This window comes from Pantoea sp. C8B4 (assembly GCF_051336905.1).
Taxonomy (GTDB): Bacteria; Pseudomonadota; Gammaproteobacteria; order Enterobacterales; family Enterobacteriaceae; genus Pantoea; species Pantoea rwandensis_B.
The window spans coordinates 582,806-596,303 of sequence record NZ_JBGMNK010000001.1 but is presented as its reverse complement, the minus strand read 5'-3'; the positions used below and the strand labels follow the sequence as shown (position 1 = coordinate 596,303).

14 protein-coding genes are annotated in these 13,498 nt (G+C 50.9%); 4 read left to right on the top strand and 10 right to left on the bottom strand.

Going from position 1 to position 13,498, the window contains the following annotated elements; genetic code table 11:
* Nucleotides 1–10: 10 nt before the first annotated feature.
* Nucleotides 11–1,162 (bottom strand): glucans biosynthesis protein MdoC, encoded by a 1,152-nt coding sequence (gene mdoC / locus ACCW76_RS02770; RefSeq protein WP_436337657.1) that lies wholly within the window; start codon nt 1,160–1,162, stop codon nt 11–13.
* Nucleotides 1,163–1,441: 279 nt separating this feature from the next.
* On the opposite strand from mdoC, the gene ACCW76_RS02765 reads away from it, so the two are divergent.
* The 3 genes from ACCW76_RS02765 to ACCW76_RS02755 all read left to right on the top strand — a co-directional run bounded on the left by ACCW76_RS02765 (nt 1,442) and on the right by ACCW76_RS02755 (nt 5,898).
* Nucleotides 1,442–2,977: a glucan biosynthesis protein G gene (locus ACCW76_RS02765; protein ID WP_436337695.1), complete on the top strand. Its 1,536-nt coding sequence runs from the start codon at nt 1,442–1,444 to the stop codon at nt 2,975–2,977.
* Nucleotides 2,970–5,519, top strand: coding sequence for a glucans biosynthesis glucosyltransferase MdoH (gene mdoH, locus ACCW76_RS02760; protein WP_038647650.1), 2,550 nt, complete (start codon nt 2,970–2,972; stop codon nt 5,517–5,519). The genes ACCW76_RS02765 and mdoH overlap by 8 nt, the downstream gene beginning before the upstream one ends.
* Nucleotides 5,520–5,658: 139 nt before the next feature.
* The gene (locus ACCW76_RS02755) at nt 5,659–5,898 is read left to right on the top strand and encodes a YceK/YidQ family lipoprotein (protein WP_038647648.1); all 240 of its coding nucleotides are present in this window, start codon (nt 5,659–5,661) and stop codon (nt 5,896–5,898) included.
* A 3-nt stretch (nt 5,899–5,901) separates the two neighbouring features.
* Here ACCW76_RS02755 and ACCW76_RS02750 read toward each other — a convergent pair whose 3' ends face one another.
* The 3 genes from ACCW76_RS02750 to ACCW76_RS02740 form a co-directional block, all read right to left on the bottom strand.
* Entirely contained in the window at nt 5,902–6,300 is a 399-nt protein-coding gene (locus ACCW76_RS02750; RefSeq protein ID WP_436337656.1) for a MysB family protein, read from the bottom strand.
* Between the two features lie 118 nt (nt 6,301–6,418).
* Complete coding sequence (locus ACCW76_RS02745; protein ID WP_034820172.1) at nt 6,419–6,685, bottom strand: hypothetical protein; 267 nt, start codon at nt 6,683–6,685, stop codon at nt 6,419–6,421.
* A 558-nt stretch (nt 6,686–7,243) separates the two neighbouring features.
* Nucleotides 7,244–8,167 carry a Kdo(2)-lipid IV(A) acyltransferase gene (locus tag ACCW76_RS02740; protein WP_436337655.1) on the bottom strand — a complete coding sequence of 308 codons (924 nt, stop codon included), beginning with the start codon at nt 8,165–8,167 and terminating at the stop codon, nt 7,244–7,246.
* 268 nt (nt 8,168–8,435) lie between these two features.
* Between ACCW76_RS02740 and trhO the strand changes: the two genes are divergently transcribed.
* Nucleotides 8,436–9,491 carry an oxygen-dependent tRNA uridine(34) hydroxylase TrhO gene (trhO, locus tag ACCW76_RS02735; RefSeq protein WP_038647642.1) on the top strand — a complete coding sequence of 352 codons (1,056 nt, stop codon included), beginning with the start codon at nt 8,436–8,438 and terminating at the stop codon, nt 9,489–9,491.
* A gap of 108 nt (nt 9,492–9,599) precedes the next feature.
* On the opposite strand, the gene ACCW76_RS02730 is transcribed toward trhO, so the two are convergent.
* The 6 genes from ACCW76_RS02730 to dinI form a co-directional block, all read right to left on the bottom strand.
* A complete protein-coding gene (locus tag ACCW76_RS02730) occupies nt 9,600–10,175 on the bottom strand; it encodes a YceI family protein (RefSeq protein WP_045816199.1) in 576 nt (191 codons plus the stop codon).
* Between the two features lies 1 nt (nt 10,176).
* Nucleotides 10,177–10,749, bottom strand: coding sequence for a cytochrome b (locus tag ACCW76_RS02725; protein ID WP_436337654.1), 573 nt, complete (start codon nt 10,747–10,749; stop codon nt 10,177–10,179).
* A gap of 292 nt (nt 10,750–11,041) precedes the next feature.
* A complete protein-coding gene (gene solA, locus ACCW76_RS02720; RefSeq protein WP_436337653.1) occupies nt 11,042–12,157 on the bottom strand; it encodes an N-methyl-L-tryptophan oxidase in 1,116 nt (371 codons plus the stop codon).
* A 107-nt stretch (nt 12,158–12,264) separates the two neighbouring features.
* A complete protein-coding gene (bssS, locus tag ACCW76_RS02715) occupies nt 12,265–12,519 on the bottom strand; it encodes a biofilm formation regulator BssS (protein WP_013508627.1) in 255 nt (84 codons plus the stop codon).
* A gap of 278 nt (nt 12,520–12,797) precedes the next feature.
* Nucleotides 12,798–13,067 carry a hypothetical protein gene (locus ACCW76_RS02710; RefSeq protein WP_038647637.1) on the bottom strand — a complete coding sequence of 90 codons (270 nt, stop codon included), beginning with the start codon at nt 13,065–13,067 and terminating at the stop codon, nt 12,798–12,800.
* 143 nt (nt 13,068–13,210) lie between these two features.
* A complete protein-coding gene (gene dinI / locus ACCW76_RS02705; protein WP_034820137.1) occupies nt 13,211–13,456 on the bottom strand; it encodes a DNA damage-inducible protein I in 246 nt (81 codons plus the stop codon).
* Between the last annotated feature and the right edge of the window lie 42 nt (nt 13,457–13,498).

Sequence of the window (13,498 nt, the reverse complement as noted above, 5' to 3'; positions counted from 1 at the left end):
CTGATGCAGATTACCGTGTGGCAGAGGGCGCTTTAACCGTATTGCGCTGTGGTTTTCCGGAGAACAGGAAACGCAGCAGCGGGATGCGCAGATGGATTTCATACAGCATAAAGGCAATCCCAAACACCATCAGCAGACCGACAAAGAAACCCAGGGTGTTGCTGCTAATATGCGGGGTAACGTAAATGCCATACAGAATCGTCAGTGGATGGTGCACCAGATAGATAAACAGCGAGGCATTCACTAAATACATGATGCGCGGTGAATGGCTGTTCAGCAGCTTGTGGCCAAAGCTAAAGCAGACATTCAGCATACAAAGTCCCATCAGGGTTGAGATCACTTCATCGATTTCATACAGCCAGCCATCGCCGCTGCTGTATCGCTGATTCAGGCTGTAAGCGATAAATACCGCAATGGCGCCAAAACACATCACCGGATTGAAACGCACAAACAAGGCTTTCAGCGCCTGATGTTTCCATGCTAATGCGCCCAGCATAAAGAACGGCAGGAACGTCAGGGTTTGCATCACGGCCACGCTGAACAGACCATCGGCGAACACGGCCGGTACGGCATAGAACAGCGCGCGGCGGAACAGGCACCAGACCAATGCATAAGCCATCAATGCCAGCGTCAGTTTCCCCCAGCCTACCTGCTGATAATCAATCTTCCGCTGCTGAGTGCGCAGCCAGCGGAAGGTCAGCATGCCGAGTGCCGTCAGAATCACTAAAACCAGTAAAAACCACAGATGAGAAATCAGTTCCCACGCCAGCGTGTTGTACTTGTCATACAGAGAAAAGCTGTCCCAATTACCCACTTTGTCGGTCAGATTTTTTAGCATAAAAAACTGCGGCAGGGTAATGAGCGGAATGGCGGTTAACAGCGGGATCCCCACGCGCTCCATGCGGACCTTCAGCCAGCGTTGAGGCTGATAGCGCAGGTAAAGCATGTAGGAAAAATAACCAGAAATAACAAAGAACACCTGCATGCGGAAGGCGTGGATGAAGTCATTCAAAACGGTTAACCACATCGAGGCATCGTGGCTATTCACGGCCCAGCGCTGTGTGGAGTAAATCAACGAGACGTGAAAGGGCACGCCTAATAACATTAAGTACGCTCGAATGGAGTCGAGAAAATATTCGCGTTCGGGTTTTGCTGAACTCATAAGCTTCCAATTTGTCAGTTTACTTGCCGGTTTCACCCTGAAACCGGATTATGCTGGATGAAAATTCTACCGCCTGTAAACAGCGTATACTATCAGGTGATTCTGTATCTTAACCTGAAGGGTTTAATTATCCGAAAAGCACACTTTCAGCTTACAAATCAGCGGAACAATCTTGTGCATAAGCTGTCGGAAAACCGAATAATCCTTTAAGATAAACGGGTTTGATCTGAGCACACGAAAGGGGGGGATGTGCTAAATAATGTGAATAAAAAAGTGGGACTGTTAAAAATGCGCTGGGTAGGCGCGGCAGTTCTGCTGGCGTTGTACGCCAACAATAGCTGGGCGTTCAACATTGATGATGTGGCAAAACAAGCCAAGGCGCTGGCAGGGAAAGGTTACGAAGCGCCGAAGAGCAATTTACCCTCTCAGTTTCGTGATATGAAATTTGCGGATTATCAGCAGATCCAGTTTAACCACGACAAAGCATACTGGGGCAAACTGCGCACGCCGTTTAAGCTCGAGTTTTACCATCAGGGCATGTATTTCGATACGCCGGTGAAAATTAATGAAGTCACCGCCTCATCGGTACGTGAAATCAAATATAACCCTGACTATTTCAACTTCGGCAACGTGAAACACGATGCTGATTCCGTCAAGAATCTCGGGTTTGCCGGATTCAAAGTGCTGTATCCTTTAAACAAAAAGGGTAAAGACGACGAAATCACCAGTTTCCTGGGCGCCAGCTATTTCCGCGTGATTGGCGAAGGTCAGGTGTATGGTCTTTCTGCGCGTGGCCTGGCCATTGATACCGCGCTGCCATCAGGCGAGGAGTTCCCACGCTTTAAAGAGTTCTGGATTGAACGTCCAAAACCTCAGGACAAGCAGCTGGTGATCTACGCACTGCTGGATTCACCACGTGCGTCCGGTGCCTATCGCTTCATTATCAAACCTGGCAAAGAGTCGACGGTGGATGTGCAGTCTAAAGTTTACCTGCGTGATAACGTCGGCAAACTGGGCGTGGCACCACTAACCAGTATGTTCCTGTTTGGCGCTAACCAGCCTTCACCGGTGACCAATTTCCGTAACGAGTTGCATGACTCGAATGGGCTGTCCATTCACGCGGGCAACGGTGAGTGGATTTGGCGTCCGCTGAACAACCCGAAACACCTGGCGGTGAGCACCTTCACCATCGAAAACCCGAAAGGGTTCGGTTTGCTGCAGCGTGGCCGTGATTTCAGCCATTACCAGGATCTCGACGATCGCTACGATCTGCGTCCAAGCGGTTGGGTTGAGCCACAGGGTGACTGGGGCAAAGGCCGTGTCGAACTGGTCGAAATCCCGACAGCGGATGAAACCAACGACAACATTGTGGCTTTCTGGACGCCAGAGTCATTGCCAGAGCCGGGCAAAGAGATGAACTTCCAGTATCGTCTGCACTTCACGCGTGATGAAAACCAACTGCATCAGGATGATGTGGCCTGGGTGAAAAACACACTGCGTTCTGCGGGTGATGTGAAGCAGTCTAACCTGGTGCGTCAACCGGATGGTTCTATCGCCTTTACCATCGACTTCGTCGGTAAAGCGATGAGCAAACTGCCGGACAATACCCAGGTTGCGCCTCAGGTCAGTGTGGGCAACAACGCCGACGTGGTTGAGCAGAGTGTGCGCTACAACCCGGTGACTAAAGGCTGGCGTCTGGTCTTGCGTCTGCGCGTGAAAGATAACAAGCAGCCGACCGAAATGCGTGCGGCGCTGGTGAGCGGCGACAAGACATTGACGGAAACCTGGAGCTATCAGCTACCTGCCAATGAATAAATCGACTTTTTTACCTCAATCTTACGTGGAGGCCCTGCCGCTTGATGCGGCGGGGCGCGCTCGTCTGAGTGATTCGTTACAGAATGCCCAGGCGTTTCACGCTATTCATACGGCGCTGGGGCAAGATGTTGCCGCCAGCGATCGCCCGGATGATGCGCCGCTAAAATCGGTGTCATCACGCGTACAGATGGCCTGGCCGGATTCACTGGCTGAGGGTCAACAACTCAGTAAGGATTATCTCGACCGCACTACGCTGAAGGCGATGCCTAAAGTGAAGCGCTCGCTGATGTTCCCTGAGATCTGGCGCACCAACCCTATCGCGCGTGCATGGGATTCTGTGCGTGGGAAAAAATCCACGCCGCGTTATGCCACAGCGGAAGAGCAAAAGACCGAGGATAAGTGGCGTCATGTCGGTTCTATGCGCCGTTATGTCCTGCTGATTCTGACGATTTTGCAGACGGTAGTGGCGACCTGGTACATGAAAACCATTCTGCCCTATCAGGGTTGGACGCTGCTCGATCCGATCGAGTTGTTTAACCAGAACTGGCTGCAGTCGGTAGAGCTGATCCTGCCTTACATTTTGCAAACCGGGATATTGTTCCTGTTTGCCATTCTGTTCTGCTGGGTGTCCGCGGGTTTCTGGACCGCGTTGATGGGCTTCCTGCAGTTGATGATGGGTCGCGACAAGTACAGCATTTCGTATTCGACCACCGGTGATGAGCCGCTCAATCCGGAGCATCGTACTGCGCTGATCATGCCGATCTGTAACGAAGACGTTGAACGCGTATTCGCCGGTCTGCGTGCCACCTGGGAATCGGTGCAGCGCACCGGTAATGCCGAGCACTTCGATGTCTATATTCTGAGCGACAGCTACGATGCGGATATCGCCATCGCTGAGCAGAAAGCCTGGATGGAGCTGGTGCGTGATGTCGGAGGCGCAGGCAAGATTTTCTATCGCCGTCGCCGTCGTCGTGTGAAGCGTAAAAGCGGTAACATCGATGACTTCTGCCGTCGCTGGGGCAGCAATTACAGCTACATGGTGGTGCTGGATGCCGACAGCGTGATGAGCGGTGAGTGTCTCACCGGCCTGGTGCGCATGATGGAAGCCAATCCGAACGCCGGTATTATCCAGTCGTCGCCAAAAGCGTCAGGCATGGATACGCTGTATGCACGTTGCCAGCAGTTCGCCACCCGTGTTTACGGTCCACTGTTTACCGCCGGTCTGCACTTCTGGCAGTTGGGTGAATCGCACTATTGGGGGCATAACGCAATCATCCGTGTTCAGCCTTTCATCGAGCACTGTGCGCTAGCGCCGCTGCCAGGTGAAGGCTCTTTCGCCGGTTCAATTCTGTCGCATGACTTCGTTGAAGCCGCGCTGATGCGCCGTGCGGGTTGGGGCGTTTGGATCGCCTATGATCTGCCGGGCTCCTATGAAGAACTGCCGCCGAACCTGCTGGATGAACTGAAGCGTGACCGTCGCTGGTGCCACGGTAACCTGATGAACTTCCGCCTGTTCCTGGTGAAGGGGATGCACCCGGTTCACCGTGCAGTGTTCCTGACCGGTGTGATGTCTTATCTGTCAGCGCCGTTGTGGTTTATGTTCCTCGCCTTGTCCACCGCGTTGCAGGTGGTACATACGCTGATGGAACCGACCTACTTCCTGCAACCGCGCCAGCTGTTCCCGGTGTGGCCGCAGTGGCGTCCTGATTTGGCGATCGCGCTGTTCTCTACCACGTTGGTCCTGCTGTTCCTGCCGAAACTGCTCAGTGTGGTGTTGATCTGGTTCAAAGGTGCCAAGCCGTACGGCGGTGCCATTCGCCTGTTCTGCTCGCTGATTCTGGAAATGCTGTTCTCGGTGCTGCTGGCACCGGTGCGTATGCTGTTCCATACGGTATTCGTGGTCAGCGCGTTCCTCGGCTGGGAAGTGGTGTGGAACTCACCGCAGCGTGATGACGATGCCACACCATGGGGCGAAGCTTTCCGTCGTCATGGTTCTCAGATGCTGTTAGGTATTGTTTGGGCGGCCGGTATGGGTGTGCTCGATCTGAACTTCCTGTGGTGGCTGGCGCCGATTGTATTCTCACTGATCCTGTCGCCGTTTGTGTCGGTGATGTCGAGCCGTGCAACGGTGGGGCAGAAGAGTAAGAATGCGAAGCTGTTCCTGATCCCGGAAGAGTATGAACCACCGAAAGAACTGGTTGATACCGATCACTACCTGCAACTGAATCGCGAACGTGCGTTGAAGAATGGCTTTATGCACGCCTTGTTCAACCCGGCATTCAACGCCCTGGCAACCGCAATGGCCACGTCGCGCCATAAACAGAGTGCGTTGCTTGATCATGCGCGTGACCGTCGTGTCGACCAGGCTCTGAGCGATGCGCCTGAGAAACTCAACCGTGAACAACGTTTGCAGTTGATCAGTGACCCAGTAGTGCTGGCGCGCGTGCACTCACGCCTGTGGGAAAGTGCAGAGAAATATCATCAATGGGTGGAGAGTTATCAGAAATTGAAACTCAATCCTGAGGCGCTTCCACAGCGCTAACCTTGAAAACCCTGAAAGCGGCAGCGATGCCGCTTTTTTTTTGCCAACATTCTGACTAACACAATCTTTACGCGCGCAGGTGTAGTTATTCCACCCGTGACCCGGTTAAACTAACGCCAGTTCATTGTGAGTAAATGTTGTGAATTATTTCCTTAAATTAACCGTATTGTGTGCCACCACACTCGTGCTGAGCGGTTGCGGCAGTATTATCAGCCGAACCATCCCAGGACAGGGACATGGCAGCCAGTATTATCCCGGTGTGCAATGGGATGTGCGTGACGGGCCATGGCGCGTGCTGACCATCCTTGATCTGCCACTCTCGCTGGTGATGGATACGCTGTTGCTGCCCGTCGATGCCAGCCACGGCCCTTACGAGTAACGCTTACGCCCATTTATCCGATGGGCTATCGTCATCTTCCCATTCCTCTGCCGCAGCTTCACCCTCTTCAAGATCGCGTGGTGGCTCCAGCTGGAATTCCCCTTCATCCCACTCGTGCAGGGTGTTTTCCGACTGCCACTCCTGACGTAGTTCCACCTCGTCGAAATCGCCGTCAAATACCGCCTGAGCTGCTTCACCGCTGCAGATCGGTAAACACTCACCTTGTTCACCTTCACTGTCAAAGAACTCTGCCTGCCACATGATGTCGCCATCCTGCATCACGTACTTTTGTAGCGAGAACTGGCTCACGCTGACATCGTCCTCGTGTACATCCGTCTGGCTGGCGAGAAACTCCTCGCGTGCGGCGTCGATAGCTTCTTCAAGCGTGCTGTATAAGCTCATAATGAACTCCATGTCTGTTGAAAGGGATTTCACAGAAGAATAGACGAAAAATGGAAGTGTGCAGGACGGGCATAGAATAACGGCGGGCGGATGAATGCAATTCAACCGCCCAAACCGTTTAGATCATCTTTTGCGGGAAATGCAGTACAGGACGTACTGACTCGCGAATAATAGGAGCAGAGTAACGAATGCAGCATTTAATACAGGGTTTCACCTTTTTAAAATTAATACGAGCGGTTGATAAAGCCTGATTTAAATTATAGAGCGTACCGATAAAAACCATATCCTCCTTAACGGGTAGACGTTTACACTCTTTCCGATGCAAGAGGTGGTAGCCCTCTTGATCAGTACTGATTGTCACGTAGTAATAGATGCCTTTATTCATATTATAGGTTCCTGCGATATATTTGCTGTGTGTAATCTTTTTATATTTTTAGAAGGGCAGTTATTTGGCTAACTGTCACGGTTGAAATTAACTGGAATCGATTTCGCTAACAAATTCCAGAAAGGAATAAGCATAGCTCTTCTTTTATAGAAACAGAATATAGAGAGGGTGAACTAAGACAATACCTTGTTATGTAAGTTAATTTTACTGGATTGATAAGCGGATCAAAAGCATTCAGCAATATTAAATAGGAATAGGCCTGGAATGCGTCAAAATTAGATCCGTGACCACCTGTTTCGATGGATGAAGCTTTTTGATGCTGCTGGATGAGAATTCAAAGAGATGCGCATTTTAGTGTTTACATATCGTTAACAAAGATTAATATTCTGCATTTCTACAGGTTATTCTGCTCCATGGATAAAGTTAAATATGGACCGAACAATGCCATCAGCCTGAATTCAGACTGGTCCGGTTTGACTAAAATTGACAGACTATCGTCGTGAAATAACGCAAATTTTCTCAGGAAAGCGTGGAGCACGGACTGTGCTCCACATCACATTAATACAGCGATGGTTGACCTTCAGGGCGGGTTTTAAAACGGCGGTGCAACCACATGTACTGCTCTGGTGCCAACAGAACGGTCTCTTCTACCACTTTATTCATCACGATAGCGGTATCGAGTTCATTCTCGAGCGAGAACTTATGGCGAATGTCAGGCATCATTTTGAGCTCATAACCGCGTCCGTTGGGCAGGCGGCGAGCGAGAAACGGAATCACGCTGGGATTGCCCAATCGAATCAACATATGCGTGCCCGTGGTGGTTGCGGCATCCTGCACGGCAAAGAAAGGGGCAAACACGCTGCTACGCGGGCCGTAATCATGATCAGGAGCGTACCAGATGATGTCATTGTTCTTCATGGCGCGAATCATGCCCTTGAGATCTTTACGATCCAGCATGCTCTTATTTGAGCGCATGCGTCCCCAGGTTTGCAGCCAGTCGATGAGCTTATTGTCATTCGGTCGGTACACGCCAATGCCTGGGTTGTGCATGCCAAACACGCGCGCACCTAGCTCCAGCGTCAGGAAATGCATGCCAATCAATAAAATGCCGCGTTTTTCCGCAAGCGCATGGCTGACATGTTCGAGCCCGGAAGTGGCCACCCATTTTTGAATACGCCAGTCAGGCCAGAACCACGCCATACCGGTTTCAATCAGCCCCATGCCAACCGATTCAAAGTTGTGCTTCACCATGGCTTCACGTTCGCTGGTAGGCATATCCGGAAAACAGAGTTCCAGGTTACGTTGCGCGACTTGCACACGACGTTTTAAGAAGCGCATGGCAATGCGGCCCAGGCCACAGCCAATCGTATGCAGCACCGGGTAAGGAAGTAACACCAGCAGATAAAGAAAGCCGATACCTATCCAGGCCAGCCAGTAACGCGGGTGAAGAAGTTCACGGGAAAATTGGGGAAGTTGAGTCATGGAAATGTCAGTATCCTGCGTCTTGTGCCAGAGAGTCCGGTTTCTGTTATTTGTCGTGATTATGCCATTTTTTCGTGCTGACTGAAATCAAGCATAGCCTGCAGGCGGGTGTAAGGCAGTCAGATTGCGCATTAATCTACAACGGCGGCGGAGAATTGCGTCGGTAATCACGCCATTCAGGATTATCTGACCAGGGGCTTTGCATCGAGCGGAATTCAGGTATCATGTGCGCGCTAAATTTCTCTGATTGCTAACAGGATCGAACACCATGCCAGTGTTACATAACCTTGTTTCCAATAAAGAGCTGAAAGAACGTATGCTGGCTGAAAACGAGCCGCGTACCACAGTCTCTTTTTATAAGTACTTCCAGATTGCCGACCCGAAAGCCTTCCGTGATGCCCTCTACGTTGCGCTAACAAAGCTCAAGGTATTTGGACGCGTCTACGTGGCAAAAGAGGGGATCAACGCGCAAATCAGCGTGCCTGCCAGCCAGTATGAAGCCATGAAAACCGCACTGTATGCGTTTGATCCGGCGTTAAATAACCTGCGAATGAACATTGCGCTGGACGATGATGGCAAATCCTTCTGGGTACTGCGCCTGAAAGTTCGTGAGCGCATCGTGGCCGATGGCATTGAAGATGAAAGCTTTGATGCCAGCGATGTCGGTGCCTATTTGAAAGCCGCAGACGTCAATGCGATGCTGGATGATCCCGATGCGGTGTTTGTCGACATGCGTAATCACTACGAATTCGAAGTGGGCCATTTCGATCAGGCGATGGAAGTCCCCGCCGACACCTTCCGCGATCAGCTGCCGATGGCCGTGGATATGCTGCAGGAGCATAAAGACAAAAAAATTGTCATGTACTGCACCGGCGGGATCCGCTGCGAAAAAGCCAGTGCGTGGATGAAACACAAAGGCTTCAATGATGTTTACCACATTGAAGGCGGCATCATTGAATATACTCGCCGTGCGCGTGAGCAGGGTTTACCTGTCCGTTTCAAAGGCAAAAACTTTGTGTTTGATGAACGTATGGGCGAACGTATTTCTGACGATATCCTCTCCAGTTGCCACCAGTGCGGCGTGCCGTGCGACAGTCACACTAATTGCGTCAATGACGGATGCCATCTGTTGTTCATCCAGTGCCCGAGCTGTGCGGAGAAATACCACAACTGCTGCAGCCCGCTGTGCATGGAAGAGGCGACATTAACACCGGAAGAGCAGCGTTCACGCCGCGCAGGCCGTGAAAACGGTAATAAAGTGTTCAACAAGTCGCGTGGTTTACTCAATATGACGATGGCGATTCCCGCGCCAGAGAAAAAGTAAACGACATCCAGCCTGAGATCGCATGACCTTAGGCTGGTTCTGCCTTAATGCCTTAATGCCTTACTGCCTTACTGCCTTACTGCCTTACTGCCTTACTGCCTTACTGCCTTACTGCCGCACACCTTCCACTGAAATAATCAGCTCTGCTTTCTGCGATGCCGGTCCAAGATCTTTAGTGATATTGAAATCCTTCAAGACAATTTCACCGTTAGCTTCAAAGCCGGCACGATAGCCACCCCAGGGATCTTTTCCTTCGCCCAGCAGGCGTGCATCCAGGGTGATCGGCTTCGTCACGCCATTGAGCGTCAGATCACCTGTGATCTTGTAATCGTTACCCTCTTTTTTGACTGCCGTTGAGGCGAAAGTCGCTTGCGGGAATTTGGCGGTGTTAAGGAAATCGGCACTGCGAATATGCTTGTCGCGTTCGGCATGGTTAGTGTCGAGGCTGGCGGTGTTCAGGGTGACGTTAACCTTATCGCTCGCAGGGTTGGCTTCGTCAAAGGTGAAAGTCCCGTCAAAATCCTTAAATGTGCCGTATAACCAGCTATAACCCAGGTGCTGAATACGGAACTGTACGAAGGCGTGCTGGCCTTCTTTATCAAATTTATAGTCTGCTGCGCTGGCCAGCAAACTGGTGCCTAACAGACTGGCGGCACTCAGTGTCAGTAGCGTCTTCTTAAGCATTTTACTTCTCCTTTTCAGAGGTTAACGGGATGCGGTAACCCAGCATCCTTTTCAATGTGACGTCTCGATCAATAAAATGGTGTTTTAATGCAGCCAGCCCATGCAGGGCGGAAAACAGCACTAACCCCCAGGCCAGCCACAAATGCAGAGCGCCAGCCAAATCGGCCTGTGCACCTGCTCCACTTAACAGGGCGGGCACTTCGAACCATCCAAACACAGAGATAGCTTTGCCATCGGCGGTCGATATCAGGTAGCCGCTTAGCAGTAGCAGCAACAACAAGCCATACAACAGCCCGTGAGTCAGGCTGGCGGAGCGGCGAACTAAGGGGGAATAGTGTGGTAAGGGCGCGGGCGGGGGAGAGATAACACGCCAGCCAAGGCGCAGCAGTAATGTGGCAAACAGGAGGATGCCAATACCTTTGTGGATTTCCGGGGCGCTGTGATACCAGCCATCGTAATATCCCAATCCGACCATCCACAGACCCAGAGCAAACATGCCGTAAATGACCAGCGCCATTAGCCAATGCAACATAATGGTCACTAGCCCGAAATGTTGTTTGGAGTTACGCCACATAAAAGTGAATCCATATCTGGAAATAGAGGGTAATAAGCATCCATATTTTGAAATATGAAAGCAATTAAGCTTACCTTTCTATAAAATTTAACAAGACATTCGGAAATTGTGCGTTTATATCGATGTCTGCGTCAGAAATATTGACGATGGCTGTACGGCTGGCGGGGAAATAAAATTGAATTGAATATTGCTACACCTAATGCGGCAATCTTAACGTTAAAATGTCAGGAAAAAACTATTAATGTCAGCTTGCGTCAATAATACTGGCGCCTGGGGCGCCAGCGAGACAACGTTAAGTAAAGCGCGAAAGTGAAAATGGCTTCAGGTCAAAGGAGAAGGGCTTATCCTGGGCAAATTCACTGGCAAGTTCACCTAATACGCTGGCAAATTTAAATCCGTGTCCACTCAAGCCGGTAATAATTAATCGATTGGGCTCGCCTGGAAGGGTATCTATAATAAAGTCTTCGTCAGGTGTGTTGTCATAGCTGCAGGCCTCACCGTGTAAGCAAACGCCAACCCCTGGTAAGAACTGACGCAGGAAGCTGAAGGCTTCACTGCCGTCTGCAGCGATACTGCCGAAAGGTTTACGATCTTCGGGTTTCTGCATCAGCTGCCCGCCATCGTGACGCCCCACTTTTAATGCATTATTGTCGGCAGGGAAGCCATAAAAGTGACTGCCATCAGGCATCTCCACCGTGAAGCCAGGAAATTGGTTGTTCTCGCTGTATCGACCATCTGCCTGATACCAGGCGAAGACTTTACGCACCGGTTGTAACGGCAGATCTTTTACCAGTTCACTCACCCAGGTACCGGCACTGACCAATAATTTACGCGCGCGAAACACGCCGTCGCGGGTAGTGACTTGCTGCAAATCGCCATCGCGTGCGATTTCACTCACCGGGCAATTAAACAGTTGCGCACAACCCGCCTGTTCAGCCAGCTGTATCCAGCTACGAACGGCCTGCTCACATTTCAGGAAGCCGGAGTGAGGTTCGAATACCCCAATGTAGCCGTCGGGCACAGAGATCTGCGGCCAGCGCTTGCGCACTTCGTCTGCCTGCAGGATTTTTACTTCCAGTTGATATGTTTTGGCGCTGTCGATGACATTCTGGATAAATGAGGAGGTGAGGGGGGCCAGATTGAGGATGCCGCTTCGATGCATGATGCGTTCACCGCTCTGACGTTCCAGCTCATCCCACAAGGTTTGTGCGCGCAGCACCAGCGGGACGTAGCGTTCACCTTCGCCATAGGCATGGCGGATCAGGCGTGTTTCACCGTGGTGTGTGCCCTGGCTGTGCGGAGGATGGGCACTATCAATCATCAATACCGATAAGCCTGCCTGGGTTGCGTAAAAACCGGCGGCGGCACCCACCGATCCACTGCCCACCACAATCAGATCATAAACCATAACCACATCACTCCTGCCAAACGACGAAATTTTTCAACAGCATATCAAAAAAATCACGCCCATGAAAAAGGCACCCTATTGGGTGCCCTTTCACGCGAAGTAAGAAATTAGTGCTTTTGATTATCGCGTAGGTATTGCTCTGTGGACTCAATCTTTGCAATGCCAGCTTCGAGTATCGAGATGAACTGTCTGGCTACATCAGTAGTCAGCCAGTAGGTGGGGCCCACGTCAGCTTCTTCTTCTTTCTGATCCTGCGATGATAGCGAGTGCAGGCGGATCATCATGGCGTCATAACTGTCTACGGTACTGATGTCCCATCCAACCAGCGGATGAGTCTGAATGACGTCTTTATTTCTGTCCATTATAACCTCCTTATTACTCGTTAAACGAAGTGCTTCTTGAGGTTCAATGCGGCTTTTCTTGCACTAGCGGGACAATTATAACATGAAACAGGCGGTACAATAGTTAAAACGTGTGGCGATTAAAAAGAGAACGATAATAAATGCGTTCAGAATGCGACTTTTGTCGAATAATAAAGTGCCCGGTGTGCTGGGCATTTATTCAATAGCTTGAACAGCGGCTATAGCGTAGTTATCGGCGGCGTTAAGGGAAAACTTTATGCCGAAAAAAGGGGAAGGCTTCAGGCTTGTTCTGCCGGAGGTACCTGACCATTACGCCGCTGAATCTCTTCTGCCAACCGAGTAAAGTGCTGTTGTAGCTGTGCGTCGTGGTTCTGGTTTTGCGCTTCGAGCGACAGATTATGCACCAGTAACTGACTGGCGCGATCGTCGAGGCAGAACGTCAAACTGGCAAAGGCATTTTCCAGCACCGTTAAACGTCGCTGCTGTTCAGCAATTAATGCCAGCAATTCACCGAAGGTCATCGCCTCTTCTGGTTTTTCAGTAGTCATGTAAAACACCTCCCGTAAGCATGACGAGGCAAGGATAGGGGATCGTTAAACATGAGTCTAGATGCAGCGACTTTATCTGGCGAGAGGGAAATTAAAACAAAAAAACCGGGTGGCGAAACCCGGCAAAAACGGCACAGTGGCAGTTAATCAGTAATAAACCAGTCGTCTGCGCTTTCCCACGTTTCTTGTAAAATATCGCTAATGCGTTCGCGTGACGCTTTACAGCCACCAAATACGCTCAATTGATTGCCGCCCGCATAACGGACTTTGACATGGTGATCGTCATCGGGGAAATCACGGGAAATACGACGGGTGAGTTCGGCACTGAGTGCATCCAGTGCACCTGCGGGAAGGGGCTGAGTTTTCGCTACGGTAATTTCAACACGCATAAAAGCCTCCGGGATAATATACTGGTTATTTGTACAGTAAAA